General features: G+C 57.7%; 12 protein-coding genes and 1 pseudogene. 6 read left to right on the top strand and 7 right to left on the bottom strand.

Annotated elements, in window-relative coordinates; genetic code table 11:
• Positions 1-494: 494 nt before the first annotated feature.
• From J7392_RS22735 to J7392_RS22725, 3 genes are all read right to left on the bottom strand, one after another.
• Positions 495-809 (bottom strand): hypothetical protein, encoded by a 315-nt coding sequence (locus J7392_RS22735; protein ID WP_209219544.1) that lies wholly within the window; start codon positions 807-809, stop codon positions 495-497.
• A gap of 392 nt (positions 810-1,201) precedes the next feature.
• Positions 1,202-1,959 (bottom strand): IS5 family transposase gene (locus J7392_RS22730; RefSeq protein ID WP_209219543.1). Its coding sequence is split into 2 segments (ribosomal slippage): positions 1,202-1,638 and positions 1,638-1,959, totalling 759 coding nucleotides; the frame shifts between segments, so codons are not numbered across the junction.
• Between the two features lie 173 nt (positions 1,960-2,132).
• Positions 2,133-3,143, bottom strand: a complete 1,011-nt coding sequence (locus tag J7392_RS22725; RefSeq protein WP_209219542.1) for an IS30 family transposase — start codon at positions 3,141-3,143, stop codon at positions 2,133-2,135.
• Positions 3,144-3,454: 311 nt separating this feature from the next.
• Here J7392_RS22725 and J7392_RS22720 point away from each other — a divergent pair, with 311 nt between their 5' ends.
• Positions 3,455-4,078 carry a hypothetical protein gene (locus tag J7392_RS22720; RefSeq protein ID WP_209219541.1) on the top strand — a complete coding sequence of 208 codons (624 nt, stop codon included), beginning with the start codon at positions 3,455-3,457 and terminating at the stop codon, positions 4,076-4,078.
• A 270-nt stretch (positions 4,079-4,348) separates the two neighbouring features.
• Here the strand turns inward: J7392_RS22720 and cysN are convergent, their stop codons facing one another.
• Together cysN and cysD are read right to left on the bottom strand one after the other, a co-directional pair.
• Entirely contained in the window at positions 4,349-6,259 is a 1,911-nt protein-coding gene (gene cysN / locus J7392_RS22715) for a sulfate adenylyltransferase subunit CysN (protein ID WP_209219540.1), read from the bottom strand.
• 49 nt (positions 6,260-6,308) lie between these two features.
• Positions 6,309-7,214: a sulfate adenylyltransferase subunit CysD gene (gene cysD, locus J7392_RS22710; RefSeq protein ID WP_209219539.1), complete on the bottom strand. Its 906-nt coding sequence runs from the start codon at positions 7,212-7,214 to the stop codon at positions 6,309-6,311.
• 219 nt (positions 7,215-7,433) lie between these two features.
• Here cysD and rfbC point away from each other — a divergent pair, with 219 nt between their 5' ends.
• The 5 genes and pseudogenes from rfbC (at position 7,434) to J7392_RS22685 (ending at position 12,379) form a co-directional block, all read left to right on the top strand.
• Positions 7,434-8,000, top strand: a complete 567-nt coding sequence (rfbC, locus tag J7392_RS22705; protein WP_209219538.1) for a dTDP-4-dehydrorhamnose 3,5-epimerase — start codon at positions 7,434-7,436, stop codon at positions 7,998-8,000.
• Positions 7,997-9,037 carry a dTDP-glucose 4,6-dehydratase gene (gene rfbB / locus J7392_RS22700; protein ID WP_209219537.1) on the top strand — a complete coding sequence of 347 codons (1,041 nt, stop codon included), beginning with the start codon at positions 7,997-7,999 and terminating at the stop codon, positions 9,035-9,037. Before rfbC ends, rfbB begins: the two co-directional genes overlap by 4 nt.
• A 4-nt stretch (positions 9,038-9,041) precedes the next feature.
• A complete protein-coding gene (gene rfbD / locus J7392_RS22695) occupies positions 9,042-9,893 on the top strand; it encodes a dTDP-4-dehydrorhamnose reductase (protein WP_209219536.1) in 852 nt (283 codons plus the stop codon).
• Positions 9,890-10,759 carry a glucose-1-phosphate thymidylyltransferase RfbA gene (rfbA, locus tag J7392_RS22690; RefSeq protein ID WP_209219535.1) on the top strand — a complete coding sequence of 290 codons (870 nt, stop codon included), beginning with the start codon at positions 9,890-9,892 and terminating at the stop codon, positions 10,757-10,759. Before rfbD ends, rfbA begins: the two co-directional genes overlap by 4 nt.
• Before the next feature lie 194 nt (positions 10,760-10,953).
• Positions 10,954-12,379, top strand: a pseudogene (locus tag J7392_RS22685) (mannose-1-phosphate guanylyltransferase/mannose-6-phosphate isomerase).
• A gap of 65 nt (positions 12,380-12,444) precedes the next feature.
• On the opposite strand, the gene J7392_RS22680 reads toward J7392_RS22685, so the two are convergent.
• Positions 12,445-13,215: an SDR family oxidoreductase gene (locus J7392_RS22680; RefSeq protein WP_209219534.1), complete on the bottom strand. Its 771-nt coding sequence runs from the start codon at positions 13,213-13,215 to the stop codon at positions 12,445-12,447.
• On the bottom strand, positions 13,215-14,138 hold the full coding sequence (locus J7392_RS22675) for a dihydrodipicolinate synthase family protein (RefSeq protein ID WP_209219533.1): 924 nt from the start codon (positions 14,136-14,138) through the stop codon (positions 13,215-13,217). Before J7392_RS22675 ends, J7392_RS22680 begins: the two co-directional genes overlap by 1 nt.
• Between the last annotated feature and the right edge of the window lie 3 nt (positions 14,139-14,141).

The following is a 14,141-nucleotide window of genomic DNA, read 5'->3' as shown; positions in this document are numbered from 1 at the left end:
GCGTACAAACTGCCCTTGGATCTGAATATACTTGCTGACAAGGATGGTGCGGATCATCGCAGGCCTCAAACTTTAAAAGGATGAGCTTCAAGTATAGAAGATAGCCCGGCATGCGTAAAGCTTCTACGACTGGATAGCTGCACAACGCCATGCTGCCTGCCTAGATCATTGCAGCAGCAGCAGCAGGGCGCGTACTTACTGCTTAGTGCAGCTAGGGCAGGGACACTCCTCGGCGGCACATTAAGGCCCCGGAAACGGCCACTTGTCGCCCCATTCCTGGTCAACAATCGAAGGCATAGAACAGGGATTGGAGCGACAAATGACACATCATTCAAAAATCGATCTTTTTCACATGATTGGGTACAGTTTGATCGCCGTAGTGGTTGTTGGCGTGGCGCTATATACCTGAGAACCCGTTCTTGGCCGAAAAGCAAAGAGTATGGTAGGGACCAAGGTGGGGCACATCTTTACCGCTTTGAAAGCGCAACTGAAAGTCAGGCTGTCCCGTCTTTGAGAGGGAGTGTTCCGGCAGGGTGGGCAACGAAGTCAAAATACGTGGCCGTAGGGTATTCAGAACGCAAGCCTTCGAGGAACTCGCGTGCCGCAGAGATACTGCTAAAGGGGCGTTCTAAGAGCGGAACATAAACGCCTTCGTGAACATCTCCTTGCGAGATAGAGACTATAAAACTACCCCGCGCAGCTGCAGAGCAATACGCTTCATTCTGCGGGCACAGATCAGCCAGCATGCTGGCTGGGGCAAGATCGACCCGAATATCTTGAGAGTAAAAATCTTTGATCTTCTCAAACATCAGGCGACACGTCATTGTTGGAGATACACAGTGACGTTAGGCAGATAGTGCCCTAGGAGCAAGGGGCGCCAGCGCCCAGCAACGTCGCCCCAAGCGGATCTGATCCAAGGTCTAACTTGACTCCTAAGCCGGAACAAATCACTTCTTACCAAGGCAGTCTGAACCGGCTCACCGCCTATAGGTTTGGATTGTACAGAGAAGGCGCCAACAAGATCTCGTCAAAAAAAATGTTGTTCGCGCCTTCTCGCTTTTCGCTCTAGCGCAACAAAGCGCGCTGCCCTTGGGCGTTAACATAATCTTGAGCTGCTCCGATCGGCGACCCGCCGCAAGATAGCTGTATAGCTTATCGCGTCAAAAAGGAGAGCCGTTACCGGCGTTTCTAGGCTCAGGACTCATAGCCAGTAGATGACAGTGGCGGCGAGAGCGATGGCTGAGAGGAAGACCTTTGGGCATCGGTCGTAGCGAGTGGCAACGCGCCGCCAGTCCTTGAGTCTGCCGAACATGATCTCGATCCGATTGCGGCGTTTGTATCTGCGCTTGTCATACTTCACCGTCGCCTTCCGCTGTTTTCGTCCGGGGATGCAGGCGTGTATCCCCTTGTCTTTTAATGCTTCTCTGAACCAGTCGGCGTCGTAGCCGCGATCGCCGAGCAGCCAATCGACATCCGGAAGACTATCGCAAAGCGCTCGCGCACCTATGTAGTCGCTCACCTGTCCTGCCGTTACGAACAGGTTGAGTGGGCGCCCCCGGCTATCGCAGATTGCATGAAGTTTGGTGTTCATGCCGCCTTTGGTTCGTCCAATAAGACGTCCACGCCCCCCTTTTTGACGCCCAAACTGGACGCTGTGCGATGAGCCTTCAGGTAGGTAGCATCGATAATCACGGTATTCTTCTCGCTGTGCTCGGCAGCCAGTCCCACCATCATCTGTGCGAAAATGCCTTTGTCGCTCCAACGCTTCCAACGGTTATAGAGCGTCTTGTGGGGGCCATACTCCTTAGGCGCATCTCGCCATCGCAAACCATTGCGATTGATGAAAATAATCCCGCTTAAAACCCGCCGATCATCGACACGTGGTTTACCATGGGATTTCGGAAAGTAGGGCTCCAGCCGCGCCATCTGCGCATCGTTCAGCCAGAAAAGATCAGACATATCACCGCTCCGTTTTCGGACGGTGAATCATGCGGCTCCGCGATAATCAATGGGTCCTGAGCCTAATCCTCGCTACCGTATGCAAGGAGAGTGACACTTCTGCTTTGCCGATGGGTGACATTACTGCTTTGCGGTGTGAACTCACGGTGAAGTGCAGTTCTTGATATGTCGTTTTACTCCAACCGGTTCTGTATTTCCATCAGGTTGCTTTCAAAGACCTCAGCGGGCGTCCGGTAGCCAAGGCACTTGCGCGGCGTTGCGTTGAGGCGGTGGCAAATCGACCTCAAATATCGATTTGTCAGCGCCGTCGGTGCGGTTGATCTTGGAAGGTATCGACGCAACCTGTTGTTCGTATTCTCAACAGTGCCTTTCTGATAGGGCGCTTGCGGGTCACAGAACCAGGCATCCGCTCCGATCCCGGCCTTGAGATATTTCCAGGCCGAGAACTCGGTGCCGCGGTCGAAGGTAATCGACTGGCGCGCATCGGCGGGCAGGGGAGCCAACCCGTTGATCAGAGACTCCATGATCGGTTTGGATTGGCGATCTTCATTACGCATCACGACGGCATAGCGGCTGACGCGCTCCACCAGTGACGTCACGTTTACCTTCCCATGCTCCTTGCGGAACATCATCAAGTCGCACTCCCAATGGCCGAATTCTAAGCGTTTTGAGACACGCTCAGGCCTGTGTGACAGGCTTTGACTGTCAAATATGTGGTTTCTGTTGTGCCTGCGGTAACCACGCGGCCGACGGCGGCGACGATGCTCAGGGAGATGGCGGTAGAACTGTTCCTCGCGACCGTCTTTGGAATAGGCAAAGCGATAGATCGTCTCGTGACTCACGCGGATCGGGTGCCGTTCGAGCCGCATCCTGCCGGCTATCTGTTCGGGCGACCAGCCAGCCTTCAGGCGGTTTTCGATAGCGGCTTTCAAATCAGGGTGGATGATCATCTTGCGATGGATCGCACGGCGCTGCTCATATTTGGCCTGAGCGACGAGCGCGTGATACCCATTTAGCTCAAGCAGTTCGTTGTCCGTGTACCGATTACGCTTAATGTCTCGGTAGATCGTGGACGGGTCGCGACCCAGTCGATCCGCGATCTCTGAAATCGGCATTTTGGCCTCAAGCCACTTTGCAAGCTTGCGACGTTCGTCCAGCTTCAGGTGACAGTAGTGGGTTCCCATTCTTCATACTCCATGCAACTCTCTGTATTCGTACATATTTTGCACTTCGTTTGTGAATCCACCCGGCTACATTAGAAACCCCGATAAGGTTAATTATGATAAAAATCAATAACAGCGAGCTCAGGTAACCCATCTTATTTCTAGATAATCAAAACATCACCAAAACCAGTTCGATAAGCGACTAGATAGAAAACACAGAGAACTTTAATCATCTTTTAACGGGTTCATGGTATATCGCCACCAAGCTGCTCAACAGTCCTTACGGGCACCACAGCAGCCTCAATAAGTAATTACCAAAGGAGTTTCATATTATGACCATTAAAATCTCGAGCGCAAAACAAGATAAAGAAGCTGCACCCATCAAAGCTGACATTGAAAAAATCAAACTAAAGATCTCTTTGTTAGAACTACAACCGGCGGAACTACGTATTCGATCCCCAAAGCGCATCATACCTACTCATTGGAGCGCCCCAAGCAAAGAGATCGATGACCTCAAGGTCGCACTAAACGACAAAATAGAACTGCTGAAACAACTCGAGGAAAGTTTCCGCGCGCCGCTGGAGGCATATCTCAAGAAAATCAACGGCAAGGCTAATACATACACGATGGACGCTGAGGATGTCATCTCCTATGCCTTAGAAACAGAAGAAGACCTGAGAGAACGAGGCGCAACCCTAAAAAGCCTTATCGGAGCAACAGCGTCCTACCGCCCTGCAGGCAAGTCGCGGAGCAATGCCTATGCAAGAAAATCAAGCCCGAGTATCACTACCCGCATCAACATACGCCGCGTGGCCGACGGCTGGCGATTGGTTCACGCTAGTCGCGACGAGTGCTACGTAAACGAAACCGCCAGCGAAGACATTACGGTTTCACAAGCCGCAGTTGATAGCATCATCGCGACCGCTACAAGAGGACTGGTCGTGCGCGCGCCATGACGCTGCAAGGACGCCCTGCCGCGGAGAGCTGTCATTGCGCAGCGGCACCAAGTTGCGGCAGGTCCATCTCTGAACAGATCGATAATCGCGCAACCTGGACCGCGCTACACGATGGGCATCCAGGCGATGGGCATCCAGGACGCCCCCTAGTCTTCTCGAATGTGGCAGAACAGGTCGATGAGGCACATTCTTGTTTGAGCTCTTTTAGTCAGCCACCAAGCATACAGAAGACCTCGACCGCATTGTAGGCAGCACCTATTAGTGCGTTTCTTACCCTGGGATTAGCCGCTCGATAATCAAATCCGCCGCTTCTTCTGCGCTCAGAGCCGTCGTATCGATGCGCAACTCCGGGGCTTGGGGCGCCTCATAGGGCGCGTCGATTCCGGTGAAGTTCTTCAACTCACCAGCGCGTGCCTTAGCATATAGCCCTTTCACGTCCCGGCTCTCAGCCACGTTGAGCGGTGTATCGACGAAAACTTCGATAAATTCACCAGGCTGCATCATGTTGCGCACCATGTCCCGTTCCGAACGGTAGGGCGAAATGAAGGCGGTAACGACGATCAACCCTGCATCCGTCATCAATTTTGCCACCTCGCCGACACGGCGGATGTTCTCGACCCGGTCAGTTTCGGTAAAGCCCAGATCCTTGTTCAGCCCATGGCGCACGTTGTCGCCGTCCAGAAGGAAGGTGTGGCGGTTCATTCGTGCGAGCTTTTTCTCGATGACATTGGCGATCGTGGACTTGCCGGACCCGGACAGGCCGGTAAGCCAAAGCACCGCAGGCTTTTGGTGTTTCATCGAAGCGTGATGGTCACGCCCGATATCCGTAGCCTGCCAGTGAATGTTCTGTGCCCGGCGCAGGGCGAAATTAATCATGCCGGCCGCCACAGTGCGATTTGTGATCCGGTCGATCAGGATGAAGCCGCCCAGATCTCGGTTCTCGCTATAGGGGGCAAAGGGGATTTCGCGGTCAGTCGTGAGGTTTGCGACGCCGATGGCGTTCAGCTCCAAGGTCTTGGCCGCGATATGTTCCTGAGTGTTGACGTTAACCTCATATTTAGGCTGCTGAACGGTCGCCGACACCGTTTGCGCCCCGATTTTAAGGGCATAGGCGCGCCCCGGAACCAGTTCGGCATCGTCCATCCAAACGAGCGTGGTTTCGAACTGGTCTGCCACCTCGAGCGGGGACTGTGCTGCCACGATCACCTGCCCCCGTGAACAGTCGATTTCATCCGCCAAGGTTACGGTCACCGACTCCCCCGCAACGGCGAGTTCCCGGTCACCATCCAGATTGACGATCCGCCCGATGGTCGAGGTCTTGCCCGAGGGCAAGACGCGGACCGGATCACCCGGACGCAGCTGTCCGCTGGCGATGAGGCCCGCGAAACCTCGGAAATCGAGATTGGGCCGGTTCACCCATTGTACTGGCATCCGGAAAGGCTCGGATTGCTCGACCGTGCTTTCAAGCGTCACCGCCTCCAAATGCGGCAGGAGCGCCGGGCCTTTGTACCAAGGGGTATTCTCACTCGGGCCCGTGATATTGTCGCCCTTATAGCCCGAAATCGGAATGGCCGTGAAATCGGTGAGCCCGATGCTTTCAGCGAATGTCCGGTAATCCTCGACAATCTGGTCATAGGTGGCTTGATCGTAATCCACGAGGTCCATCTTGTTGACGGCTAGCACGACATGTCGGATGCCCAACAGATGCACTAGATAGCTGTGGCGACGGGTTTGGGTCAGCACGCCTTTGCGCGCATCAATCAAGATCACTGCAAGGTCGGCAGTCGAGGCACCGGTGACCATATTGCGGGTATATTGTTCGTGGCCCGGCGTGTCGGCCACGATGAACTTGCGTTTCTCGGTCGAGAAGAAACGGTAGGCGACGTCGATGGTGATGCCCTGCTCACGCTCCGCCGCCAGACCATCGACCAGCAGGGCGAAATCGATATCCTGCCCTTGGGTGCCCACACGCTTGCTGTCAGCCTCAAGGGTCGCCAGTTGGTCCTCAAAGATCATCTTGCTGTCATAGAGCAGCCGCCCGATCAGGGTGGATTTGCCATCATCGACAGAGCCACAGGTGATAAAGCGCAGCATAGTCTTATGCTGATGCAATTCCAGATAGGCGTCGATGTCTTCGGCAATAAGGGCGTCGGTCTTGTAAGTCGGATTTTGGGCGGTCATGGGGGCAATATCTCTGCTTAAATGGAAGGGCCGGAAAAGAAAGGAAGCGTCAGAAATAACCTTCTTGCTTCTTTTTCTCCATCGAGGCCGCCTGATCATGGTCGATCGCACGCCCCTGCCGTTCGGACGTGGTGGTCAGCAGCATTTCCTGAATGACCTCGGGCAGCGTTTTTGCCCCGCTCTCCACCGCGCCGGTCAGGGGGTAGCAGCCCAGGGTGCGAAAGCGGATCGAGCGCATTTCAGGCGCCTCACCCGGCTCTAACGGGAAACGGTCGTCATCCACCATAAGGATCATCCCATCGCGCGTGACAGTGGGTCGCGGTGCCGAGAAATACAGGGGAACGATCTCAATCCCCTCAAGGTGGATGTACTGCCAGATATCCAATTCGGTCCAGTTCGAGATTGGGAATACTCGGACGCTTTCACCCTTGGCTTTGCGGGCATTGTAAAGCCGCCAGAGTTCCGGGCGCTGGTTCTTAGGATCCCACCGGTGGTTTGCCGAGCGGAAAGAGAAGACGCGTTCCTTAGCGCGGGATTTCTCCTCATCGCGACGCGCACCGCCGAAAGCCACATCAAAACCGTGCTTGTCGAGCGCTTGTTTCAGCCCTTCGGTTTTCCACATGTCAGTATGCAGCGCGCCGTGGTCGAATGGGTTGATCCCCTGCTCTGCCGCTTCGGGGTTCTGGTGCACGAGCAACTCCATCCCAGCCTCTTTCGCCGCACGATCCCGAAGCGCGTACATGTCCTGAAATTTCCACGTCGTATCGACATGCAGCAGAGGAAAGGGCGGCGGGGCCGGGTAGAAGGCTTTCTTTGCCAGATGCAGCATGACGGCGCTGTCCTTGCCGACACTGTAAAGCATCACGGGGTTCTCCGCTTCCGCGGCAACCTCCCGCAGAATGTGAATGCTCTCCGCCTCAAGGCGCTGCAGGTGGGTCAAGGCTGTCGTGGTCATAAAGGGCATTCTCTAAAAAGGCATTTTCTATGACAGACATGGCCAGCAAAAACTGGAGTCTTCAAAGCAAATTTCTGAAGAAAGGGGGGTTAATGTAAGCGTCACTGGCAGAAAGGGCTTGTTCTGCTGGTTTGTAAACGCGCCCTCTTATTCCATCCCATGACACCGACTCTATTGCTTGCTATGGAAAGTGTGAACCCCCTCAAGGAACCAACCGACATGCAAGTAACCCAAACCGCCCTACCGGGGGTCCTTTTGTTAAAGCCCACAAGGTTCGGCGATGCACGAGGGTTCTTTTCCGAAAGCTGGAACCGCAAGACGCTGGCGGAACATGGGATCACCCTTGATTTCGTGCAGGACAACCACTCGCTCTCTGCCGCCGTGGGGACCGTGCGCGGATTGCATTTTCAGGCCCCGCCCCACGCGCAGGACAAGCTGGTGCGCTGTGGGCGAGGCGCGCTGTTCGATGTGGCGGTGGATATCCGCAAGGGCAGTCCGACCTATGGTCAATGGGTCGGCTATGACTTGACCGCTGAGAACGGATTGCAACTGCTGATCCCCAAGGGTTTTTTGCATGGCTTTGCGACGCGCGCGCCTGACACAGAGATCATTTATAAATGCACCGATTACTATGCGCCCGAATGCGATGGGGCTGTGCGTTTTGACGACCCTGATATTGGCGTCGATTGGGGCATAGACGGGGAGGCAATCCTCTCTGACAAAGACGCCAAGGCCGCGCATTGGGCGGCTTTCGACAGCCCATTTACCTATGGGGAAGCGACATGAAGATTCTGGTGACGGGCGGCGCCGGCTTTATCGGCTCAGCAGTGGTGCGGCTGGCGGTGGCGCGGGGGCATGAGGTCGTCAACCTCGATGCGTTGACCTATGCGGGTTGTCTCGAGAACATCGCCAGCGTGGCGGATGATCCGCTCTACTCCTTTGAGCATGCCGACATTCGCGACCGTGCGGCGCTGGATCGTATTTTTGCAGCACACCAACCAGACGCGGTGATGCATCTGGCCGCGGAAAGCCATGTGGACCGCTCAATCGACGGACCCGGGGATTTCATTGAAACCAATATCACCGGCACCTACAACATGCTGGAAGCCGCGCGCCGCTATTGGGTGGCGCGCGGCAAGCCAGAAGCGTTCCGCTTTCACCACATCTCGACGGATGAGGCATATGGCTCGCTTGGTGCAGAGGGGATGTTCACCGAAGACACGCCTTATGACCCGCGCTCGCCCTACTCCGCCTCCAAAGCATCCAGCGACCATTTGGTCCGCGCATGGCATGAGACCTATGGCCTGCCGGTCGTGTTGACGAATTGCTCCAACAATTACGGGCCCTTCCACTTTCCCGAAAAACTGGTGCCGGTGGTGATCCTGAACGCTTTGGCGGGCAAACCGATCCCGGTTTACGGTCAAGGGCTGAACGTGCGCGACTGGCTCTATGTAGAAGACCACGCCGACGCGCTGTTGCTGGTGCTGGAAAAAGGCGCCTTGGGCCGCAGCTATAACATCGGCGGCGAGAACGAGGCGCGTAACATCGACCTTGTGAAGACCATATGCAGCATTCTTGATCAAAAGCGCCCCAAGGAAACGTCCTATGCCGATCAGATCACCTTTGTGCAGGACCGCGCTGGCCATGACCTGCGCTACGCCATTGATCCCAGCCGTATCCGTGATGAACTGGGCTGGCGCCCGTCGGTGACGGTCGAAGAAGGGTTGGAGCGGACCGTGCAATGGTATCTCGATAATGAGGACTGGTGGCGCGCGCTGCAGAACCGCGATGGCGTAGGCCAACGGCTTGGCACCAAGGGGTGAGCACATGACCATCCTCGTCTTCGGCAAAACGGGTCAGGTCGCGCGCGAACTCGCCGCCTTGGAGGGAACGGAATGTTACGGCCGTGACGCCGCCGATCTCGAAAACCCAGAGGCCTGCGCCGCCCTGATCCACAGCAAGCGTCCCGAGGCGGTGATCAATGCCGCGGCCTATACGGCTGTCGACAAGGCGGAAGAGGAAGAGCGGCGCGCCACCACGATCAACGGTGCGGCACCCGGTGCCATGGCCCGTGCCTGTGCGGCACTGGCCATCCCCTTCGTCCAGATTTCGACCGATTACGTCTTCGACGGCGGCGGCGACTTGCCATGGCAGCCAGAGGATCGAACCGCTCCTCTTGGCGCTTATGGCCGCAGCAAACTGGCCGGAGAGCAGGCGGTAAGAACGGCGGGTGGCACCCATGCCATCCTGCGCACCTCTTGGGTGGTTTCGGCCCATGGGTCGAACTTCGTCAAAACCATGCTGCGGCTCGGGGCAGAGCGTGACGCGCTCAACATTGTCGCCGACCAAATCGGCGGCCCCACCGGCGCTGCCGAGATCGCGGCGGCTTGTCATGCCATTGCGCGGCAGTTGATAGACGATCCGGCTAAAAGCGGCACATATCATTTCTCCGGCGCGCCGGATGTCAACTGGGCCGATTTCGCCCGTGAAATTTTCGCGCGGTCACAGCTTGATTGCACGGTAACGGACATCCCCTCTTCCGAGTATCCGACCCCGGCCCAAAGACCGCTGAATTCCCGTCTGGATTGTCGCGCCACTGAGACCGTTTTCGACATCCCGCGCCCCGACTGGCGTGAGACGCTCACAGATATACTCAAAGACCTTGGAGCCCGATCATGAGCAAACGCAAAGGCATCATTCTGGCCGGTGGCTCTGGCACGCGGCTCTACCCCATCACCATGGGGATTTCGAAGCAACTGCTGCCTATCTACGACAAGCCCATGGTTTACTACCCCATCTCAATTTTGATGCTGGGGGGCATCCGCGACATCGCCATGATCACCACCTTCCAAGATCAAGAACAATTCATCCGAACTCTCGGCGATGGCAGCCAATGGGGGATCAACCTGACCTACATTGTGCAGGAGAGCCCCGACGGTTTGGCGCAAGCCTATCTGCTGGCCAAAGACTTTCTTGCCGGTGCGCCTTCGGCCATGGTGCTCGGCGACAACATCTTTTTCGGCCACGGGCTGCCTGATATGCTGGCCGCCGCAGATGCGCGCATCGAAGGGGGCACGGTGTTTGGCTATCACGTCTCTGACCCAAAACGTTACGGGGTCGTCGGCTTTGATGCGGATGGCAAAGCCGAAGAGATCATCGAAAAACCCGATGTGCCGCCCTCGAACTACGCGGTAACGGGCCTCTATTTCCTCGACGGAGATGCGCCGAAACATGCCGCAGAAGTTCAGCCATCCGTGCGGGGTGAATTGGAGATCACCTCACTGCTTGAGATGTATCTACAAGCGGGCAAATTGCAGGTCGAACGCATGGGGCGCGGCTATGCTTGGCTGGACACCGGCACCCATGGCAGCCTGTTGGACGCGGGAAATTTTGTCCGCACGTTGACCGAACGGCAGGGTTTGCAAACCGGTTGTCTGGAAGAGATCGCCTTTAAAAATGGTTGGATCAGCGAAGAGGCCCTTGCGGAACGCGCGGAGATGTTCACCAAGAATGACTATGGCAGCTATCTTGCAACGTTGAAGTAAGCCTGATCTCCCCAATTGCTCGCTGTGATTGATATACAGGTGTGTTTCTTCGATGGTCCGCTTCGTTCAACATGACGGATGGCCGTCGGCCACAGAATGCATTCTACGGTACCCAAGGTAGACTTTTCGGTGTAGTCATCTCCTGAGTGTTAGACTTCATGGATGCCGAAGCTTTTGTAACAAAATGATTTATTATGACCATTCATCCCATCCTGCTTTGTGGCGGCTCCGACACACGCCTTTGGCCCTTGTCCCGCAAATCCTACCCCAAGCAGTTCGCCCACATCATGGGTGAGCAAAGCTTGTTTCAGGCCTCTGCCAAGCGGCTTTCCGGAGAAGGTTTCGCTGCTCCGGTCGTTCTGACAGGTGATCCCTTTCGTTTTAACGTAACAGAGCAGTTGGCCGCTGTGGAACTGGCCCCGCAGGGCATTCTGATCGAACCCGACGGGCGCAATACCGCCCCGGCGATCCTCGCCGCGGCGTTTTGGATGGCGCAGAAAGACCGAAAGGCATTGATGCTAGTGACGCCGTCTTACCACCTGATCCCGCAGGCCGACGCCTTTCGCGAAACTGTCCAGGCGGCTGTCCCCCGGGCGCAAGAGGGCGATTTGATTACCTTCGGCATCACCTCTACCCGGCCCGAAACCGGCTCTGGCTATCTGGAGCTTGCCGCAGGCAGTGATGCCCAAGCCGACACTCCCCAAGCACTGGCGCGTTTCATCGAAAAGCCCGAGGCGGCACGCGCCGCTGACATGGTGGCGGCGGGAAATTTCCTGTGGAACGCTGGCATTTTCCTCTTTACCGCAGAAACGCTGATCGCGGCAGATCGGGTGCATGCCCCCGATCTGCTCGCCGCCGTAGAGGCCGCATTGAAAGATGCAGATACCGACCTCGGATTTACCCGGATTGACCCCTGAGACTTAGAGCGACGCAGAAGACATTTCGATCGACTATGCGATCATGGGTAAGGCCGATAACCTAGCAGTCATGTCCTACCGCCATGAATAGTCCGATCTCGGGGGTTGGGACGCCGTTTGGATGGAAAGCCCGCAGGACATGGCGGGGAATGCCACCTCGGATCACGCCACGGCGATTGACTGTTCCAACTCGCTCTTGCGTTCGGAAACACCGGGGCAGGAAGTCGTGGGCATCGGCCTAGACGATATGATGGTCATTGCCATGTCCGATGCCGTTCTGGTGGCGCCGAAAGCCCAAGCGCAACGGGTCAAGGAAGCGGTCGCGGCGCTGAAGGCCGAGGGTGCCAGCCAAGCGGTGCAGTTGCCACGCGATTTCCGGCCTTGGGGCTGGTACGAGAGCCTGATTATCGGAGGCCGGTTTCAGGTAAAGCGCATCGTGGTCCAGCCTGGCGCCGCCCTGTCTTTGCAGAGCCACCATCACCGCTCGGAGCATTGGATCGTCGTCGAAGGCACGGCAAAGGTAACCGTTGATGACGATGTCCAACTGATAACCGAGAACCAATCGGTCTATATCCCGCTCGGCGCGGTCCACCGGATGGAGAACCCCGGTCGGGTCCCGATGGTTCTGATCGAAGTGCAGACCGGGTCCTACTTGGGTGAGGATGACATCATTCGCTACGAGGACGTTTACGCGCGCAAGTAGTGAGATGCTAACGGCGGCCTGTCTAGCGCGATGGCGTACCGCTGCACGCGCTAGACAGGTCCCGATCAAACCCCTTTGATCGCGCCGCCGTCAATGCGGATGCGCGACCCGGTGACGAAGCCTGCCCGCGCAGAGGCGAGGAAGGTCACCACGTCGGCGAATTCCTCAGGCTTCCCGTAGCGGCCCGCCGGGATCGTGGCGCGAGACTTGGCGGCTACCTCGGCCACGTCGCTGTCGGTGCGCTTTGCCGCGGCGGCGTCGAGCTCGTCCACCCGCTGCGTGTGGATGCGCCCAGGCATCACCACGTTGACGGTGATGCCGTCACCCGCGACCTCGTTTGCCAGCGTCTTCGACCAGCCGACCACCGCCGAGCGGATGCCGTTGCTGAGCGCGAGGTTCGGAATGGGCTGCTCCACGCCCGAGGAGGTGATCGAGATGATGCGGCCCCAGCCGCGTGCCTTCATTTCTGGCAGGAGACGCGTGTTGAGGTGGAACAGGTTCGCCGCCATCGCCTCGAAATGCGCCAGCCACTGGCCGCGCTCGGCCGCCTGAGCCGTGCCCGGGGGCGGGCCGCCGCCATTGTTGACGATGATGTCCGCGCCGCCGTCCGAGAGCAACTGATCGGCCAGCGCGTCGACTTGGGCGAGGTCCGACAGGTCGCATCGCACGGGGTGCACGTTCTCCATGCCTTTCGCCCAATCGGCGATCTTGTCGCGGCTGCGCGCGGCGGCAAAGACGGTGGCGCCCTCGGCGGCCAGGGATTTAGCGATCGCCATGCCAAGGCCCCGGCTGGCCCCCAGTACAAGCGCGCGTTTGCCGTTCAGTTCGAGATCCATCAGTTCAGTTCCTTCAGTCGTTTTTCCTGTCGCGCGATCAGCCGGTCGACCTCGGCGCGGGCGGCTTCGCTCAGCGCGGCCCCGGGGCGGCGCTGTGCGTCATGGGCGATGATGCCGCGTTTCGCGAGCGTGTATTTGCGGATCGCCAGACCCAGCCCCGGCTGCTGCTCGAAGCGCGCCAGCGGCAGGTAGGCGTCGAAGATGTCCTGCGCGCGGCTCAGCTCGCCGCGGCTGCACAGATCGACCACCTGCACCATCATTTCCGGGTAGGCGAAGCCGGTCATGGCGCCATCGGCGCCGCGGCCCATCTCCTCGGGCAGGAACAGCCCGCCGTTGCCGCAGAGGATCGAAAGAGGGCGCTCCAACATGCCCTCGGCGCGCAGGGCGGAGATCTTCTCAAGCCCCGGCCAATCCTCGTGTTTCAGGCAAACGCAGGTGGGCAGTTCATTGACGATCCGGGCGATTACCTTGGGCGCGATCTGCACGCCGGTGACCAGCGGGAAGTCCTGCAGCACGAAGGGCACGTCGCCCAGCACCTCGGCCACCTGTCGGTAGTAACTCACGATCTGGTCGTCGGTACGCAGGCTTCCGGACGGGGCCACCATGACACCGGCGGCGCCGAGATCCATCACCGCGCGCGTTAATGTGTCGATCTGTGCAAAACCGGGGGCGGAGACGCCCACGACCACCGGCACCCGACCATCGACTCGTTTCAGGATACGGGCGACGACCTCTTGCGATTCCTCGACCGTGAGCTTCGGGGCCTCGCCCATCATGCCCAAAACCGTCAGGCCCGTGGCCCCCACCTCGAGATAGAAGTCGACCATCCTGTCGCAGCTTTCCATGTCGATGCGGCCATCGGGGTGAAAGGGGGTCACGGCGATGACGAAGACGCCTTTCGCCTCTGCTGTGAGTGCGGACATGTT

The organism is Sulfitobacter sp. R18_1 (assembly GCF_017743915.1).
Lineage (GTDB): Bacteria > Pseudomonadota > Alphaproteobacteria > Rhodobacterales > Rhodobacteraceae > Sulfitobacter > Sulfitobacter faviae.
Note: the sequence above shows the minus strand (reverse complement) of the source record. Positions and strands in the feature narration are given on the sequence as shown.

What these genes read in the sequence shown, in the direction of transcription:
- J7392_RS22735 (WP_209219544.1), bottom strand. Translation starts at nt 809, where the DNA reads ATGTTTGAGAAGATCAAAGATTTTTACTCTCAAGATATTCGGGTCGAT.
- J7392_RS22725 (WP_209219542.1), bottom strand. Translation starts at nt 3,143, where the DNA reads ATGGGAACCCACTACTGTCACCTGAAGCTGGACGAACGTCGCAAGCTT.
- J7392_RS22720 (WP_209219541.1), top strand. Translation starts at nt 3,455, where the DNA reads ATGACCATTAAAATCTCGAGCGCAAAACAAGATAAAGAAGCTGCACCC.
- cysN (WP_209219540.1), bottom strand. Translation starts at nt 6,259, where the DNA reads ATGACCGCCCAAAATCCGACTTACAAGACCGACGCCCTTATTGCCGAA.
- cysD (WP_209219539.1), bottom strand. Translation starts at nt 7,214, where the DNA reads ATGACCACGACAGCCTTGACCCACCTGCAGCGCCTTGAGGCGGAGAGC.
- rfbC (WP_209219538.1), top strand. Translation starts at nt 7,434, where the DNA reads ATGCAAGTAACCCAAACCGCCCTACCGGGGGTCCTTTTGTTAAAGCCC.
- rfbB (WP_209219537.1), top strand. Translation starts at nt 7,997, where the DNA reads ATGAAGATTCTGGTGACGGGCGGCGCCGGCTTTATCGGCTCAGCAGTG.
- rfbD (WP_209219536.1), top strand. Translation starts at nt 9,042, where the DNA reads ATGACCATCCTCGTCTTCGGCAAAACGGGTCAGGTCGCGCGCGAACTC.
- rfbA (WP_209219535.1), top strand. Translation starts at nt 9,890, where the DNA reads ATGAGCAAACGCAAAGGCATCATTCTGGCCGGTGGCTCTGGCACGCGG.
- J7392_RS22680 (WP_209219534.1), bottom strand. Translation starts at nt 13,215, where the DNA reads ATGGATCTCGAACTGAACGGCAAACGCGCGCTTGTACTGGGGGCCAGC.
- J7392_RS22675 (WP_209219533.1), bottom strand. Translation starts at nt 14,138, where the DNA reads ATGTCCGCACTCACAGCAGAGGCGAAAGGCGTCTTCGTCATCGCCGTG.